Annotated in this window: 15 protein-coding genes; 8 read left to right on the forward strand and 7 right to left on the reverse strand. The window is 57.2% G+C overall.

Translation table 11 applies throughout. The annotated features are described in order from the left end of the window. Positions 1-4: 4 nt before the first annotated feature. The 3 genes from RT644_RS01850 to RT644_RS01860 are packed head-to-tail and all read right to left on the reverse strand — an operon-like array spanning position 5 to position 1,183. Positions 5-268 (reverse strand): XapX domain-containing protein, encoded by a 264-nt coding sequence (locus RT644_RS01850; protein WP_045508421.1) that lies wholly within the window; start codon positions 266-268, stop codon positions 5-7. Between the two features lie 4 nt (positions 269-272). Continuing rightward, entirely contained in the window at positions 273-443 is a 171-nt protein-coding gene (locus RT644_RS01855; RefSeq protein WP_072051623.1) for a DUF1427 family protein, read from the reverse strand. Positions 444-496: 53 nt separating this feature from the next. After that, entirely contained in the window at positions 497-1,183 is a 687-nt protein-coding gene (locus RT644_RS01860) for a hydrolase (protein WP_313625305.1), read from the reverse strand. A gap of 233 nt (positions 1,184-1,416) precedes the next feature. Here RT644_RS01860 and RT644_RS01865 point away from each other — a divergent pair, with 233 nt between their 5' ends. The 4 genes from RT644_RS01865 to RT644_RS01880 are packed head-to-tail and all read left to right on the forward strand — an operon-like array spanning position 1,417 to position 6,208. After that, positions 1,417-3,291, forward strand: coding sequence for an amidohydrolase (locus tag RT644_RS01865; protein WP_016496080.1), 1,875 nt, complete (start codon positions 1,417-1,419; stop codon positions 3,289-3,291). A gap of 4 nt (positions 3,292-3,295) precedes the next feature. After that, on the forward strand, positions 3,296-3,712 hold the full coding sequence (locus RT644_RS01870; protein WP_016496079.1) for a DoxX family protein: 417 nt from the start codon (positions 3,296-3,298) through the stop codon (positions 3,710-3,712). After that, positions 3,709-5,343: an MFS transporter gene (locus RT644_RS01875; protein ID WP_097406740.1), complete on the forward strand. Its 1,635-nt coding sequence runs from the start codon at positions 3,709-3,711 to the stop codon at positions 5,341-5,343. Before RT644_RS01870 ends, RT644_RS01875 begins: the two co-directional genes overlap by 4 nt. 43 nt (positions 5,344-5,386) lie before the next feature. Continuing rightward, positions 5,387-6,208, forward strand: coding sequence for an alpha/beta fold hydrolase (locus RT644_RS01880; RefSeq protein WP_016496077.1), 822 nt, complete (start codon positions 5,387-5,389; stop codon positions 6,206-6,208). A 52-nt stretch (positions 6,209-6,260) separates the two neighbouring features. Here the strand turns inward: RT644_RS01880 and RT644_RS01885 are convergent, their stop codons facing one another. After that, positions 6,261-8,039 (reverse strand): thiamine pyrophosphate-requiring protein, encoded by a 1,779-nt coding sequence (locus RT644_RS01885; protein ID WP_174240578.1) that lies wholly within the window; start codon positions 8,037-8,039, stop codon positions 6,261-6,263. 104 nt (positions 8,040-8,143) lie between these two features. On the opposite strand from RT644_RS01885, the gene RT644_RS01890 reads away from it, so the two are divergent. Further along, positions 8,144-8,563, forward strand: coding sequence for a GNAT family N-acetyltransferase (locus tag RT644_RS01890; RefSeq protein WP_313625311.1), 420 nt, complete (start codon positions 8,144-8,146; stop codon positions 8,561-8,563). A gap of 3 nt (positions 8,564-8,566) precedes the next feature. On the opposite strand, the gene RT644_RS01895 is transcribed toward RT644_RS01890, so the two are convergent. The 3 genes from RT644_RS01895 to RT644_RS01905 all read right to left on the reverse strand — a co-directional run bounded on the left by RT644_RS01895 (position 8,567) and on the right by RT644_RS01905 (position 12,287). Then, on the reverse strand, positions 8,567-10,141 hold the full coding sequence (locus RT644_RS01895) for a sensor domain-containing diguanylate cyclase (protein ID WP_016496074.1): 1,575 nt from the start codon (positions 10,139-10,141) through the stop codon (positions 8,567-8,569). A 172-nt stretch (positions 10,142-10,313) separates the two neighbouring features. Then, positions 10,314-11,534, reverse strand: coding sequence for a diguanylate phosphodiesterase (locus tag RT644_RS01900; protein ID WP_044489356.1), 1,221 nt, complete (start codon positions 11,532-11,534; stop codon positions 10,314-10,316). Positions 11,535-11,639: 105 nt separating this feature from the next. Next, entirely contained in the window at positions 11,640-12,287 is a 648-nt protein-coding gene (locus tag RT644_RS01905) for a GntR family transcriptional regulator (RefSeq protein WP_016496072.1), read from the reverse strand. Between the two features lie 271 nt (positions 12,288-12,558). Between RT644_RS01905 and RT644_RS01910 the strand changes: the two genes are divergently transcribed. Genes RT644_RS01910 through RT644_RS01920 form a run of 3 tightly spaced genes read left to right on the forward strand, consistent with a single transcriptional unit; the run spans position 12,559 to position 16,047 of the window. Continuing rightward, positions 12,559-13,923: an MmgE/PrpD family protein gene (locus RT644_RS01910; RefSeq protein WP_313625314.1), complete on the forward strand. Its 1,365-nt coding sequence runs from the start codon at positions 12,559-12,561 to the stop codon at positions 13,921-13,923. A gap of 27 nt (positions 13,924-13,950) precedes the next feature. Beyond that, a complete protein-coding gene (locus RT644_RS01915) occupies positions 13,951-15,273 on the forward strand; it encodes an MmgE/PrpD family protein (RefSeq protein WP_045508408.1) in 1,323 nt (440 codons plus the stop codon). Between the two features lie 12 nt (positions 15,274-15,285). After that, positions 15,286-16,047 carry a sulfite exporter TauE/SafE family protein gene (locus RT644_RS01920; protein WP_017456805.1) on the forward strand — a complete coding sequence of 254 codons (762 nt, stop codon included), beginning with the start codon at positions 15,286-15,288 and terminating at the stop codon, positions 16,045-16,047. Positions 16,048-16,061: the final 14 nt, after the last annotated feature.

The following is a 16,061-nucleotide window of genomic DNA, read 5'->3' on the forward strand; positions in this document are numbered from 1 at the left end:
GGCATTAATCCCGGCGCGGCGGTGCGTCCGGCGGTTCAGGTTGCGGCGTACCGCTAATCTTTGGCACACACTCATGGCGAAACCATGCCATGGTTAACGGTTGCCGGGCAAGTAACCGACGGGTAATCGGAACCAGTTGCTCTCCCACCAGCATGCCGAATAACCCCAGTAAGGCAATCACCGGCGGTGCGGGGGAACGCGTCCCCAGTAAAGCATAAATCCCCCCGGCCAGAAGACCGACCAGGAGGGAAAGGATCCAGGATTTCATAGGCTCACCCCGCCGCAGCTTGTGTGATCAGTGCGCTGACGAGCTGTTCGCCCATCAACATGCCAAGCAACCCGACCAGCGCAATCGCCGGTGGCGCAGGCGATCGCACCTTCAGCAAGGCGTACATCACGCCAATCAGCACGCCTGCGGCGAAAGAGACAAGTCCGACACTCATGGCATTCTCCTGCCGTTTAAAGGCTGACCGGCGTACACCGGCCAGCAAGAGACTTATTTCGCCGGAACCGGTGCCAGCGTGCGATGACCCGCTTTCGCGCGAGAAGGCGCTTTGTGCACCATGGTGTAGGCATAATCGACGCCCATGCCGTATGCGCCGGAATGCTCTTTCACAATATTCATGACCGCGTCGTACGTTTCGCGGTGCGCCCAGTCACGCTGCCACTCCAGCATCACTTGCTGCCAGGTCACCGGGATCACGCCTGCCTGGATCATGCGCTGCATGGCGTAATCATGCGCCTCTTTCGAGGTGCCGCCGGAGGCATCTGCCACCATATAGATTTCGTAGTCGCCTTCCAGCATGGCACACAGGGCGAAAGTGTTGTTGCACACTTCGGTCCACAAGCCGGACACCACCACTTTACGTTTGCCGTTGGTCGCCAGCGCATCACGCACTTTCTGGTCATCCCAGGAATTCATTGAAGTACGTTCCAGAATATCTTTCTCCGGGAACACATCCAGCAGTTCAGGATAGGTGTTGCCGGAGAAACTTTCGGTCTCGACGGTAGTGAAGATGGTCGGAATATTGAACACTTTGGCGGCTTTCGCCAGCGCGACGGTGTTGTTTTTCAGCACCTGGCGGTCAATAGACTGCACGCCAAACGCCATCTGCGGCTGGTGATCGATAAAGATTAACTGACAGTTTGCCGGGGTCAGAACTTCAAGTTTCGCGGTAGTCATACAAGCATCCTTAGAGGTTAAAGTGAGGAGTGTTACGTTCAGACAGCAACTCACGCGCCATCGCTATCGTTGGCTGTATGTTAGGTATCCCTCCCCGGCATAACTATTATCTGAAGGTATAACTATCCTTTCGTATACCTATACGTTCGTATAACTGTTCATTCTTTCCCAACGCTTAGCATAATCCGCCCAGACGCTTATCCGGCCCATGAGGCCGCCAGACTGGAGGAAGTATGGATTCGCTCGTACATGCAGAACTGATATTGCTTAATGGTCAGTTTCATACGGTTGATCGGGAAAACCCGCTCGCCGATGCCGTGGCTATCCGCGACGGAAAATTTGTCCAGGTGGGGACCGAAGCCGAGGTGATGGCTTACCGTGGTGAACGCACAAAAGTGGTGGATCTGAAAGGCCATACGGCGATCCCGGGGCTGAACGACTCGCACCTGCACCTGATCCGCGGCGGGCTTAATTACAACCTGGAACTGCGCTGGGAAGGTGTGCCGTCGCTGGCGGATGCCCTGCGTATGCTGAAAGAACAGGCGCTGCGCACGCCGTCTCCGCAGTGGGTACGCGTGGTGGGCGGCTGGACAGAGTTCCAGTTCGCCGAACGCCGTATGCCGACGCTGGACGAAATTAACGAGGCCGCGCCGGACACGCCGGTGTTTATCCTGCATCTGTACGATCGCGCCCTGCTCAACCGCGCGGCGCTGAACGTGGTGGGCTACACCAAAGACACGCCTAACCCGCCGGGCGGCGAAATTCAGCGCGACAGCAATGGCAACCCGACCGGGATGCTGATTGCGCGGCCAAACGCGATGATCCTCTACGCCACGCTGGCGAAAGGGCCAAAACTGCCGCTGGAGCAGCAGGTCAACTCCACGCGCCAGTTTATGCGTGAGCTGAATCGTCTGGGGCTGACCAGCGCTATTGACGCGGGCGGTGGTTTCCAGAACTACCCGGAAGATTACGAAGTGATCGCCGAACTGCACAGCAAACAGCAGATGACCATTCGCATCGCCTATAACCTGTTTACCCAGCGTCCGGGGCATGAGCTGGAAGATTTCGAAAAATGGACCGATATGTTAACGCCGGGCCAGGGCAGCGACTTTTTCCGCCACAACGGTGCCGGTGAAATGCTGGTCTTTTCCGCCGCCGATTTTGAAGATTTCCTTGAGCCGCGCCCGGATCTGGCGCCCGGTATGGAAGAGGAACTGGAGCGCGTGGTGCGCCATCTGGTTGAGCACCGCTGGCCGTTCCGCCTGCACGCCACCTATAACGAATCGATCAGCCGCATGCTGGATGTATTCGAAAAAGTGAACCGCGACATTCCGTTTAACGGTCTGCACTGGTTCTTTGACCATGCGGAAACCATCACCGAAGCCAATATTGAGCGTGTAAAAGCGCTCGGCGGCGGGATTGCGGTTCAGCATCGCATGGCCTTCCAGGGCGAATATTTCGCCGAACGCTACGGTTCGCAGGCCACTAAACAGACGCCGCCGGTGGCGAAAATGCTGGAAGCCGGGTTGCCGGTTGGTCTGGGCACCGACGCCACGCGCGTTGCCAGCTACAACCCGTGGACGGCGCTCTACTGGCTGGTTTCCGGGCGTACGGTTGGCGGCATGCAAATGTACGACCACAGCGCGCGTCTCGATCGCGATACCGCCCTGCTGCTCTGGACGCAAGGCAGCGCCTGGTTCTCCAGCGAACAGGGGAAAAAAGGCCAGATTAAAGTCGGTCAACTGGCCGATCTCGCCATCCTCAGCAAAGACTACTTCCGCGTGCCTGAGGAGGAGATCAAAGGGATTGAATCGGTGCTGACGGTGGTCGGCGGTGAGATTGTTTATGCCGCTGGCGCGTTTGGTCCGTTGGCACCGCCGGCGATCCCGGTACTGCCAGACTGGTCGCCGGTGGTGAAGGTCCCTGGTCATTATCGCAGTGCGCCGCCGCAGGCCGCTCGCGTAGGTCAGGCGTCGGGCGTACACCACTGCTCTGGTCCGTGTGGCGTACATATCCATCAACACGATGTTGCACGCGGTGCCGCCATGCCGGTTTCCGATGAGAACGCCTTCTGGGGCGCGCTCGGTTGCAGCTGCTTTGCGTTCTGACATCATGAAAACATCCTCTTTCTCAGCTGTTTCGCCCCGCGTTGATGCGGGGCTGTTCTTCCTGCGCCTGACCGGCAGCCTGCTGTTGCTGTATGTGCATGGCCTGCCGAAGGTGCTGCATTTCAGTAACGAACTGGCGCATATCGAAGATCCGTTTGGTCTCGGCCCGTGGATGAGTCTGCTGCCGGCGATTTTCGCCGAAGTGGTTTGCCCGTTGCTGATCATCGCCGGTGTCGCCACACGGCTGGCCTGTATCCCGATCATCGTGGTGCTGCTGGTCGCGATGCTGGTCGTGCATGCAGACTGGTCGCTGGCCGAGGGGCAATTCGGCTGGTTGTTGCTGATTATCTTCACCACCTTGCTGTTAACCGGGCCGGGAAGCTGGCGGCTGCGCGTGGCGGCGAAAGGAGCACTGGCATGACGCAACAAAACGAACTGCACGCAGCGGTGACAGTGTCACCTGATATCAACGCTGCCCCAGCCGCTTCAGCCTGGCAGCCGCTGCGCCAGCGCGTTTTTCGCATGCTATGGATAGCGACAGTGGTATCCAATGTCGGCTCATGGATGAGCGACATCGGGGTGAACTGGACAATGCTCTCGCTGAGCGCCGATCCGCTGGCGGTCGCGCTGGTGCAGGCGGCCAGCAGCCTGCCGATGTTCCTGTTTGTACTGCCTGCGGGGGTACTGGCGGATATCGTTGAACGGCGCAAAATCCTGCTCTTTTCGCAAGCCTGGACGTTCTGCGCGGCAGCCGGTCTGGCGCTGCTGTCGTTTACCGGCAATGTCACGCCGGAAGTGCTGCTGGCGGCGACGTTTTTACTCAGTACCGGCGCGGCGCTTAGCTCACCGGCTTTCCAGGCGGTGGTGCCGGATCTGGTTGAAAAACGCGAACTGAGTCCGGCGATTGCCCTTAATTCGCTGGGCATCAATATCAGCCGCGCGATTGGTCCGGCGCTGGGCGGGCTGCTGCTCTCTTTCGCCGGTCCGTGGATGGTGTTCTTCCTGAACGCCCTGTCGGTACTGGGCGTGGCGTTTGTACTCTATCGCTGGCAGCCGCAGGTGACCATTCAGCGTCTGCCGCCGGAACACTTCTTTACCGCCATTCGCGGTGGGCTGCGCTATGTTCACGCCGCGCCGGTGCTGCGCAATGTGCTGGCGCGTACGGTGGCGTTTTTCCTGTTTGGTAGCGCCGGATGGGCAATGCTGCCGCTGGTGGCGCGACGCGAGCTGGGTCTCGGCCCTGGCGGTTACGGCATCATGCTGGCCTGTATCGGGTTCGGCGCGATTTGTGGCGCGATGCTGCTGCCAAAATTGCGCAAGCGGCTGAATGCCGACCAGATGATGGTGGCCGCCAGTTTGCTGTTTGCCGTCACCATGGTAGCGCTGGCGTTTATTCGCCATGTCTGGCTGCTCAATGCCTTTGAGTTTTTTACCGGCTTCGCGTGGATAGCCGTGCTCTCGACGCTGAACGTCGGCGCACAGCGCAGCGCGGCCCGCTGGGTAAAAGCGCGCGCGCTGGCGGTCTATCTGACCGTGTTCTTCGGCTCAATGACGGTCGGCAGCGCCATCTGGGGCAAGCTGGCGTCGGAGTTCGGCGTGACGTGGGCACTTTGTGCCGCCACGCTGGGGATGGTGCTGGGAACTGCTACAGTTTTACGCTGGCGGCTGGAAAAAGACGCCGCGCTGGATCTCGACATGATTGATCCGGCGGGCTTCGCGACCGAAACCGACATTCCGCATGAACGCGGGCCGGTGATGGTCAGTTGCGAATATCGGGTCTCCCCGCAAGATGCGCATGATTTTGTCTGTGCGATGCAGGAGATGCGCCGCGTGCGCAGGCGTACAGGCGCGATGGGCTGGGCGGTGTATGAAGATGCCCACCATGCTGGCCTGTTTGTTGAAACCTGGGTGATGGGATCGTGGATCGAGCATTTGCGCCAGCATGAACGTCACACGGTCAATGACAAACTGATTAGAGAGCGCGTGCTGGCCTTTCATCAGGGCGACGAGCCGCCGGTGGTCCGGCATCTGGTCGCGCCCGCGCAACGATAAGCGTTATGCAATTAAAACCACAACACAACAATGAGGTAAACACATGAGCACAATCAAAACGCAGGATGGTACTCAGATCTATTACAAAGACTGGGGTGCGGGTAAGCCGGTTCTCTTCAGCCATGGCTGGCCGTTAGATGGCGATATGTGGGACAGCCAGCTGAATTTTCTTGCTGAACGCGGCTACCGTGTGATTGCGTTTGACCGTCGCGGTTTTGGTCGCTCCGATCAGCCGTGGAATGGCTACAACTACGATACTTTTGCTTCCGATATTAACGATCTGATCACCGCGCTTGATCTGCACGATGTGACGCTGGTTGGCTTCTCGATGGGCGGCGGTGACGTCACCCGTTATATCGGCCGCTACGGTAGCGCGCGCGTCGCCGGTCTGGTACTGCTCGGCGCGGTGACGCCGATTTTTGGCAAAACCGACGATCACCCGCAGGGCGTTGATAAAAGCGTATTCGACGGGATTCAGGCCGGTCTGCTGAAAGATCGCGCGCAGTTTATCAGTGATTTCGCCACGCCGTTTTATGGCCTGAACGCCGGGCAGAAAGTCTCTGACGGCGTGCTGACGCAAACGCTGAATATCGCCCTGCTGGCGTCGCTGAAAGGCACGCTTGACTGCGTTACCGCGTTTGCGGAAACAGATTTCCGCCCGGATGTGGCGAAAGTGGATGTGCCGACGCTGGTTATTCACGGCAGTAACGACCAGATCGTGCCGTTTGAAGCGACCGGTAAATTATCGGCTGAACTGATTAAAGGCGCGGAACTGAAAGTCTATGAAAATGGCCCGCACGGCTTTGCGGTCACGCATCAGGATCAGTTGAACGCCGATCTGCTGGCGTTCCTCAACAAACTGTAATTACCTCTGATATTGCACTCGCCCGGTACGCCATGCGCACCGGGCTTTTTTATCACTTCTTATGGAACAACTGGCTGGCGGTATCGCTCAGCACCTGAACCGCACCGCGATCCCCTTTCACCATTGACGCCATAAACGCTTTCGCCTGTTTGAAGGTGATGTGCGGCGGTAATGGCGCAACTTCCGGATCGGTCTTCACCTCCAGCACCACCGGGCGATCTGCCTGCAACGCCTGTTGCCAGGCGGCGGATAAGGCCTCGGGCGTATCGACAAAAATGCCCTCCAGCCCCAGCGTGCGGGCAAATTCCGCATAATGCACATCCGGTAGTTGCTGCGTTGCTTCAAAGCGGGGATCGCCCTCCATTACCCGCTGCTCCCAGGTGACCTGGTTGAGATCCTGGTTATTGAATACGCAAATGATTAAGCGGGGATCCTGCCACTGTTGCCAGTATTTCTGAATGGTGATCAGTTCGGCCATATTATTCATTTGCATGGCGCCATCGCCCACCAGCGCCACCACGGGTTTTTCCGGTGCGGCAAATTTCGCGGCAATGGCGTACGGCACCGCGGCACCCATACAGGCCAGCCCGCCGGAAAGCGAGGCGCGCTGCCCCTGCTTAACGCGGTAGTCGCGGGCGAACCAGTTCGCGCAGGAACCGGAGTCAGAGGTGACAATCGCATTCTCCGGCAGTAGCGGAGACATCTCCCAGACCACGCGTTGCGGGTTGACCGGTTTTGCCGGCGCCATGGCGCGCTGCTCCATCAGTTGCCACCAGTCGCGCACCTGACGGGCAATCTCTTCCTGCCAGCTACGGTCGTTTTTGTGCGTCAGCAACGGAAGCAATGCGCGCAGGGTTTCGGCAGCATCCCCATGCAAATTGACTTCGCAGGGGTAGCGCAGGCCAAGCATTGCCGGGTCAATATCGATCTGTACCGCGCGCGCGTTGCCCTCCGGCGGCAGAAATTCCGTCCACGGAAAACCGCTCCCGATCATCAATAACGTGTCGCACTCCTGCATCAGTTTCCACGATGGTTCCGTGCCCAGCAGGCCAATGGAGCCGGTGACGAACGGCGCATCATCAGGCAGCACATCCTTGCCGAGCAGGGCTTTTGCCACGCCTGCGCCCAGTAAATTTGCCGCCTGCACCACTTCCACCGCCGCGTTACGCGCGCCCGCGCCAATCAGTATCGCCACTTTTTTCCCGGCGTTCAGTACCTCTGCCGCCCGTTGCAGGTCGGCATCGTGTGGGATGACGCGCGGTCGCTGGTAACCCGAACCTGAATGGGTAAATCCGTGCGCGTGCCGGGGCGGTTGCCAGGCTTCGTCCTGTACATCTTTGGGGATGATCACCACGCCAACGCCGTTTTGCGCCATGGCTACACGAACGCCGCGATCGACCAGATGCCGGACTTGCGCGGGCGATGCCGCTTCCTGCACGAAGTTGGCGACATCGGCGAAAACGCGATCCAGGTTCATCTCCTGCTGGTAACTGGCACCGCGCGCGGTGGTTTCTGCCTGCCCGGTGATGGCCAGCACCGGCGCGTGATCCATTTTGGCGTCATACAAGCCGGTGAGCAGATGCGTGGCACCCGGGCCGCCCGTCGATAAACAGACCCCCAGTTCGCCGGTAAACTTCGCGTGACCGACCGCCATAAACGCGGCCATCTCTTCATGGCGAACCTGGATAAATTCAATCCCGTCGCCCGCTTTGTTAGCGCGCTGGATGGCGCCCAGCACACCGTTGATGCCATCGCCTGGATAACCGTAAATGCGAGTCACGCCCCATTCTTTCAGACGCTGAACAAAGAAATCACTGGTTTTCATGCTCACTGTACTTTCTCCTTGCAAATTGGTAACAGTCTTTAAGGGTAGACGACGCTCGCCGCTGACCAACCTGTTATCATTCTGATAAATACAAAGAGGAGAAAAGAGAAATGGCGCTGATAGTTAAACATGAAGTGACCGAGCAGGATCAGCAGGAGCTTTTTACCGGTTTGCGCCGCTACAATCAGCAGTTTGTTAATCTCAGCGAATGGGCGCATCTGGGCGTCTATTTTCGCGATGATAATGGCGCCATGCAGGGCGGTTTGATTGCCCACCAGCAAGGTGGCTGGCTGAATATCCACTATTTATGGGTGCATGAGGATCGGCGTGGCAGCGGGCTTGGCAAAGAACTGATGCAGCGCGCCGCGCAGGAAGCGGTCGCGCTGGGTTGCCACCATGCGCTGGTGGATACCTTCAGTTTCCAGGCGCTGCCTTTCTATCAAAAACTCGGTTATGAATTGCAAATGTCGCTGCCGGATTATCCGCACACCGGTATGCAGCGCCACTATCTAACGAAAGCGCTGGTCTGAAATTCAATCCGCTTGCCGTAACAGCGCTTCAGTTGCGGCAACTGCGCGATCGCGCCCTTCTATTTTGGCCTGGTAAAGCGCTTTATCAGCGCCCTCTTTTAGCCGGATGGCATCGTCAAAATTCGCATCGGCGATCAGGCTGTAACAGCCTGCGCTGATAGTGACCACATTTTCCTGACCGCTGGTTTTGGTGTGCGGAATTTTGGCGCTGCGCACCATTGCGACAGCCTGACGCGCGACAAACAGCGCGCCTTCCGGGCCGGTATCGGGCAGGATAATGGCAAACTCTTCGCCGCCGTAACGGGCAATCAGATCGTGACTGCGTACTTTCAGTTTGGCAATAATTTCGCCGACCATTCGCAGGCAGTTATCGCCGGCAACATGGCCGTAAAAATCGTTATAACGCTTGAAATAGTCGATATCGAGCATGATAAGCGAGACGGGTTTTTGCGTCACCGCAGAGGCTTTCAGGCTTTTTGCCAGAAACAGATCGAACTGGCGACGGTTGGCAAGCCCGGTCAACCCGTCAGCCAGCGCCATCAGTTGCAAGGTGTGGTTGATGCTGGTGAGCTCATCGCGCAGGACGGCAAGTTCCGTCTGGTTGCGCACATTAAGCCTGACCTGGCGGAAGATAATCGCCCCCATCAGCAGCGTACCCAGCAGCAGCATGGCATTAAGCACCAGATCCGGCAGGCTGTCTTTTAGCCAGCTATGCCACAGCGCGGGTTTGTCATAACCCGCTGCCACCACCAGCGGATAGCGCTCCAGGCGGGCGAACCCATAAATGCGCTCAATGTGATCCAGTGCGGAAACCCAGGTGCCATTCCCCCGGTCCTTTTTCGCCAGTTCGCGGGTAAATAACGGGCTGGCAGAAAGATTGCGGTTGATGATTTCATCGCCATAGGGGCGCACATACACGGCGGTGCCGTCGGTATTTACCAGCGCCAGCATGTCGCGGCTTTGCAACTCAAAATAGCCGTAGAAATGGCGGAAATAGTCGACTTTTACCGTTGCCAGCAAAACACCGGCAAAACCGCCGGAACTGTCGCTGATGCGCAGCGACACCGGGATCACCAGATCGCCGGTCGAACGACTGCGAATAACATGGCCGATGTGAATACTGCCGTGGCCGTTACGGCGATGGTAGACAAAATATTCGCGGTCACTGTTGTTCGACATCACCGGAATTTTGCCAAACGAGGTGGCTTTCATATTGCCCTGGGTGTCGTAAACCATCAGCCCATGCAGCTGCGGTAACCGCTCTGCCAGCTCTGCGAGATAAACGCCGAACTGGTTGACATCAATGCCTTCAATGCTGTCTGTTGGCAGGTTGCGGCGAATGTCGCGCAGCACCAGCTCCGTTTGCAAAAAGGTATCTTCCGCCTGGCGCGCCTGTGAAACGGAAAGGTTAATCGCATCCCGTTCGCTGTCTTCGACGACACGTTCCCATGCCCGGGATAAGGTCCATGCGCTGGTCGCGCTGCCAGCCAGTAACAGACCAACCATAAAAAAAGTGATACTGCGCCCGAGGGAGGAATGGAGCGCCAGTGCCCGCGCGACACGTCTTTTGAGTTTCATCATTCCCCCGCAACCACATCCACTGTTATTCAGTTAAGCATAGAAGAACGATGATTTATAAGCCAAATAACGCAGGGGTTTGCGCTATTTCCGGCGTAATACGCGCGGCGTTGGCATAAAAAAGGAGAATACCGTACGGATCCTCCTTAGCAGTGAGGCTTGCCGGAAAAGATTAGATTTTGTGAAGGATGCGCTGGGGCCAGTTAATTGCCGAAACACCATTAAGCATCGGGCGGGCAAACAGAAACCCCTGGAAACGCTGAATGCCAACGGCTTCCAGCCAGCACCACTCTTCCACCTTCTCCACCCCTTCGGCGACGACGGTAATTTGCAGTTCGGCGCAGCAATCGATAATCGCTTTCACAATCGCCTGTTTCGGGCCATGCAGATGAATATCGGTGACGATGGTGCGGTCGATTTTCAGCTTGTCTGGCTGGAATTTCGCCAGCAATGACAACCCGGCAAAACCGGAACCAAAATCGTCAATCGCCAGACCAATACCGGCGGCGCGCAGCTGGCGGATGGCCCAGGTAAACTCTTCATAACCGGAAATCACTTCATCTTCTGTCACTTCAACGATGATCTGCCCGGGGTTAAGCTGGTTACGGGTGATGTGATTCAGCAGAATGTCCACCGCGCCGGGAATTTTGACCAGCGACATCGGCAGCAAATTGATGGCGACTTTGTGGTTACCAATGCCGAGGCGACGCGCCATTGCCAGCGCCCAGCCTTTCGATGCGAGGTCGGCTTCGTGCAGCTTGTTTGGCGCAATCGTTGAGAAATAGTCCTGCGGGCTGCCGCCGTCGGGCCCACGGATCAGGGCTTCCAGCGACGAAATATTGCCGCGCAACGGTTCGATAATGGGCTGGAAGGCAAACTGGCACGGTTGTTCGTGAAATAACGGGGTATCGCTGGCGAAAGGCGATGTTTTGATGGCGAAACGCCACTGTTCGGGCGACGTGTTACGCACCCCGCCGTTAGTGTTCGGCGAGGCGATAAACGTGCGGATAAATTTGTAGACCCGATCATTGCTGGCCAGCTTATATTTCAGCGTGCCAAAGCGGAGGATCGCGCGTAGCACGACGTGGGGTTTCATCACCCGCAAATCGAACAACACCATTCCTCTGTCAACAAAGCGACGGCGCGGCGCGAAATCGCGCAGCAGTTCAACCACGTTACCGTGGCGGGGATCTTTGCCGATCCGCTCATACACCGCGTTGACCGATGCCTGCGGTCCCTCAAGGACCTGTAAAAAATGATCGCCGTCGAACAGTAAAATTCCCGTTACATGCAATTGCGCGTTGCGCAGGCTTGCTCGCTCGACAATGCCTGCCAGTTGTGAGGGATCTAATGTTCGATTCAGTCGGCTACGGTAAATCAAAGTCGCTAACACGAAATGCTACCCTCAGAATGCCCACAGAAAGCCCGATTAAAAATACGCCATTCCGGAGTCTATCAGCGGTTGAGGATTTCCGTCCGTCAAATAAGGGGCAATCTGTTAGCGTTCTCGTTGGCTTAAAATTGTCAAACGTGCGCGATAGCCGTGGCGAATATGCTCACAGGCGATTTCCTGCGCCGCGGCACTGTCACGTCGCGCCAGCGCGTCAACAATGGCCTGGTGTTCGCGTTTCGACTCTTCGGTACGCTCTTTCAGTTCGTAGGTGGTGCTGCGCAATAACGACAAATGGATGCGTAAATTGTCCAGCATTTCATTGAGATAGGGATTATGTGTTGCGCGGTAGATTTGACGGTGGAACATGCGGTTGTGATCGTGAAGGGCTTTGCTGTCGGTCAGAGAGGCTTCGGCGTGAACCATCTCCTGTAGCAGGGCGATCTCCGCGTCAGAAGCGGCATTAACTGCCAGTGCCATCGCCAGCCGCTCCAGCCCTTCGCGTACATCGAACAACTGACGCAGACGCTCGTAACTGATGTGGGCGATGATCAGACCGCGTTGCGGTCCCGGTTCGGCAAGCCCGAGCGTTTCCAGGCGGTGAAGCGCTTCACGTATCGGCGTTCGGCTCAGGCCAAACTGCTCTGCCAGCCGCGTCTCCTGTAGACGCTCTCCCGGCAGCAACTCTCCCGCTTCGATAGCGGAAATAAGAATTTCAAACGGCGTTAAGCCCGCGTCGCGACCCGTCGATTTCACGTTTTAGCTCCTTTCGTATGTACTGATGATGGCTTTGCAAAGTCTGCACCCTGCCGTCGTTCATCTTGCCACAGGAACGGGGAGGCTTTTGCATTTTTTATTCTTTGCTTATTTAAAAAACATCTTTTGACGTTTACGAAATCGCTGCTATGTTTATTTTAAATTCATTGTATACAAATGAATTCAAATATACACAAAACGAATATTTGCTTTTTATTTTGTAAGCCAACACCGTATTTGCAAGTCAACACCAGGGAAACTGTGTTTTACCATGACAACGAAAGCAGAAACTGCATTAACCCGTGGAGAACAGCTAAGCCATTTTATCAGCCATGCTAATCAACTCGTTGTGCCAGCTGCCGTTCGGCACGAAGCAAAACGCGCATTAATTGATTTTCTTGGCGTGGCGATCGGCGCCGTTAATGACGATGCCGTTAATGCTGTTCGCCAGGTGGCGAAAAAATGGAATGCCGCCGGTGATGCGCGAATTTTCCTTTCTACTACCACCACTCCGGCACTTGCCGCATTAGTTAACGCCACCATGGCGCACGCCGCCGATTACGACGACACCCACCCAGCGGGCGCAGGCCACCCCGGCGGCCCGTGCTGGTCAACGGCGCTGGCGATGGCGCAGGCGCATCCGGTTGACGAGGAGCAGATCCTGCTGGCCTTCATCACCGGTTTTGAAGTGATGGCGAAACTGGGCGGCGGCTGGGTTCCGGGCGTTGGCCGCAACCTGCAACGCCGTGGTTTTCACCCTACTTCTGTTGTCGGTCGCGCCGGCGCGGCAGCCGTTGCCGCAGCGATTTTGCAGCTTTCCGAAGAACAGGTGCGCAACGCGTTAGGCGCGGCGGCAACCATGATGGGCGGTTTGCAGAAATCTTCCGGCACCCACGGAAAACCGTTCCACGCCGGGAAAGCGGCAATGGACGGTATTCTGGCGGCTGAACTGGCAGCGGAAAATTTTGTCGGTGCCCACCATTTTTATGAAGCTGACGGCTGGGTAAAAATCTTTATCCAGGACGGCAGCGCGGAAATTCCCCCGCTTGATTTCGGCGAGAGCTGGGAACTGCTCACCAACGGCTACAAGCTGTATGCCAGCTGCCGTGGTACGCATGCTTCCATTGAGACCGCACGTAAACTTTATCCACAATTGCAGGGGCGTGCTATCACCCGAATTTCGGCAAAAGTGCACCCGATGGGCATGGTTAACGCCGGAATTATGGATCCGCGTACGCCGCTGGAGAGTAAATTCAGCATTCCTCACTGTATCACTCTTGCATTAAGCGGCTACGCTCTGACAGATACCGATTTCACCCAGACGACGGTTGACGATCCGCGCCCGCGTGCGCTGTTGCCGCTGCTGGAAGTGGAAGCGGTTGATGGACAGTCCGCCAGTTCCGCCTTTATTGATGTCTGGCTGGATGATGGCAGCGTGTTGCATGCGCATACGGATGTCTATCGCGGTCACGCGCAAAATCCACTGAGCGACGATGAGTTGCGCGCCAAATTTGACGCCCTCACCGTTCCTGTCCTCGGCGCGGCGCGAAGCGCACAATTATATGACGCCGCCCTGCACTTTGAGCGCCCCGGATCGCTGGCGCGCATCACCGGATTACTTGCCGGCGACCACTAATTCTTTTTTTGTACAGGAAATCTGTTCATGACTATTGCCCGACAACTTGCCGGTAATTTACTGGCGTTCTCCCGGCAGGCTTTCCCGCAGGCCGCGTACGCCCAGGCGCGTACCGCGATAATTGATACATTAGGCGTGACGCTTGCCGGCGGTGTGCAGGATGGCTCGCGCAAATTGCGTGCAGTGATTGTCCCTTCTGCCGCGACCGGCAACAGCCGCGTATTTGGCACCGACCTGAAGCTGAACGCGCTCGATGCCGCCCTGTTAAATGGCGTCTCTTCGCATCTTCTTGATTTTGATGATTCCAACTCCTGGCTGCACGGCCATATTTCTGTCGCCGTTTTGCCTGCGCTGCTGGCACTGGCGGATGAGCTGGATATCAATGGCGAAGCGGTGCTGCGCGCGTATATTACCGGCTATGAAACCGCGGTGCGCATGGGTAAAGCCGTGAGCCCGTTTCAGTACCGCCATGGCTGGCATCCGACAACCACGGTCGGCGTTTTCGCCGGTGTGGCGGCCTGCGCGGTAGCACTCGATCTTAATGAAGAGCAAACCGCCACGGCGCTGGCGATGACCGCTTCACTCGCCAGCGGCATTAAATCGAACTTCGGCACGGAAACCAAAGCCCTGGCGGTCGGCCAGGCGGCGCGGAGCGCGGTAATGGCCTGCAAACTGGCAAAAGAGGATTTCAGCGCAGGCGCGAATGCCTTCGAGCATCATCAGGGGTATTTCCACGTCTATAACGGCCAGGCGAATGTCGACCCACTCCCGTTAACGGAAAACTGGGATGCAACGCCGTTTATTCTCGATACCGTGAAGAGTAACAATTACAAATACTTCCCATGCTGTTACGCTATTTTATCGCCGCTGGATGGCGTGCTGGCGCTGCGTGAGGAAACCGGGTTGCAGCCGCATGAGATTGAGCATATTGAGGTGAAAGTTCACCCGATCCGCTTCCCGCATATCAATATTCCGCAGCCGGAAAACCCGCTGGCGGGTAAATTCAGCCTGCATTATTGCGTGGCGCGTGCGTTTGTCACCGGCACCCTGACGCTGGATGATTTTATCGACGACGCGCGTTTTCAGGATCCGGCGACACAGACGTTAATGCAGAAAGTGACGCTGGAGCGCCATGACGAAGAGATTACACACAGCGCCTTCGTCACGCTGACCACCGTCGACGGACGGCAGTTTGCCTTGCGGGTCGCCGGGGCGCGGGGGTCCAGCCCGGCAATTCCGCTGCCGGATAACTTGATCGAACAGAAATTTCTTGATTGCGCCAGCCGAATTCTGCCAGCGGCAGAGGCTCAGGCGCTGTATCATCGCCTGCTGCAGGATGATTTTCGTTAAACGGATGTGAGTATGACACTGACGTTGATTCCGCCGGAGATTTCCCCGCTATTTGCCGGGGTGATGGTGTTTTGCAGTTTCCTGACCTCGGCGCTGACGGCCGCCATGGGGCTCGGCGGCGGCACGGCGTTGCTGGCGATCATGGGGCTGGGGATGCCGGTGAGCAGCCTGATGCCGGTACACGGCATGGTGCAGCTTGGCTCCAACTTTAGCCGGACGCTGATTCAGCGAGTCCATGTGGTGTGGCCGCTGGTGCTGTGGTTTTTACTGGGTAGCGCGGTGGGCATTGCCGTTGGCGCACCGGTTGCGGCGGTGATCCCGGACAGCATCGCCCGTATCGCACTGGGGTTGTTTATTCTCTGGTCGGTGCTGCGTAAACGCGGAGAACAGAAACCGCTGAGTCGGCCGTTGTTTATTATTGGCGGCGCAGTGAGTAGTCTTGGGACGATGATTGTTGGCGCAACCGGGCCGATGGTCGCCGGGCTTATCAGTTCACAAGGGCTAAAACGCCAGCCGCTGATTGCCACACATGCGACCTGCATGGTGTTGCAACATGGGTTAAAGATCCTTGCATTCGGGCTGATGGGCTTTGCCTGGGCCAGCTGGTTACCGGTGCTGGCGGCAATGATTATCAGCGGTGCGCTGGGTACGTGGCTCGGAACGCGCGTACTGGATAACGTACCGGAGCGGCTGTTCCGCATACTGTTTCGCATTACCATGATCCTGCTCAGCGCGCAGTTGCTGTGGCAAGGTGTGCGGGGATGGCTGCAATAATTCCATCGTCGGTT

Origin of the sequence: Kosakonia sp. (assembly GCF_032104925.1) — a bacterium.
Lineage (GTDB): Bacteria > Pseudomonadota > Gammaproteobacteria > Enterobacterales > Enterobacteriaceae > Kosakonia.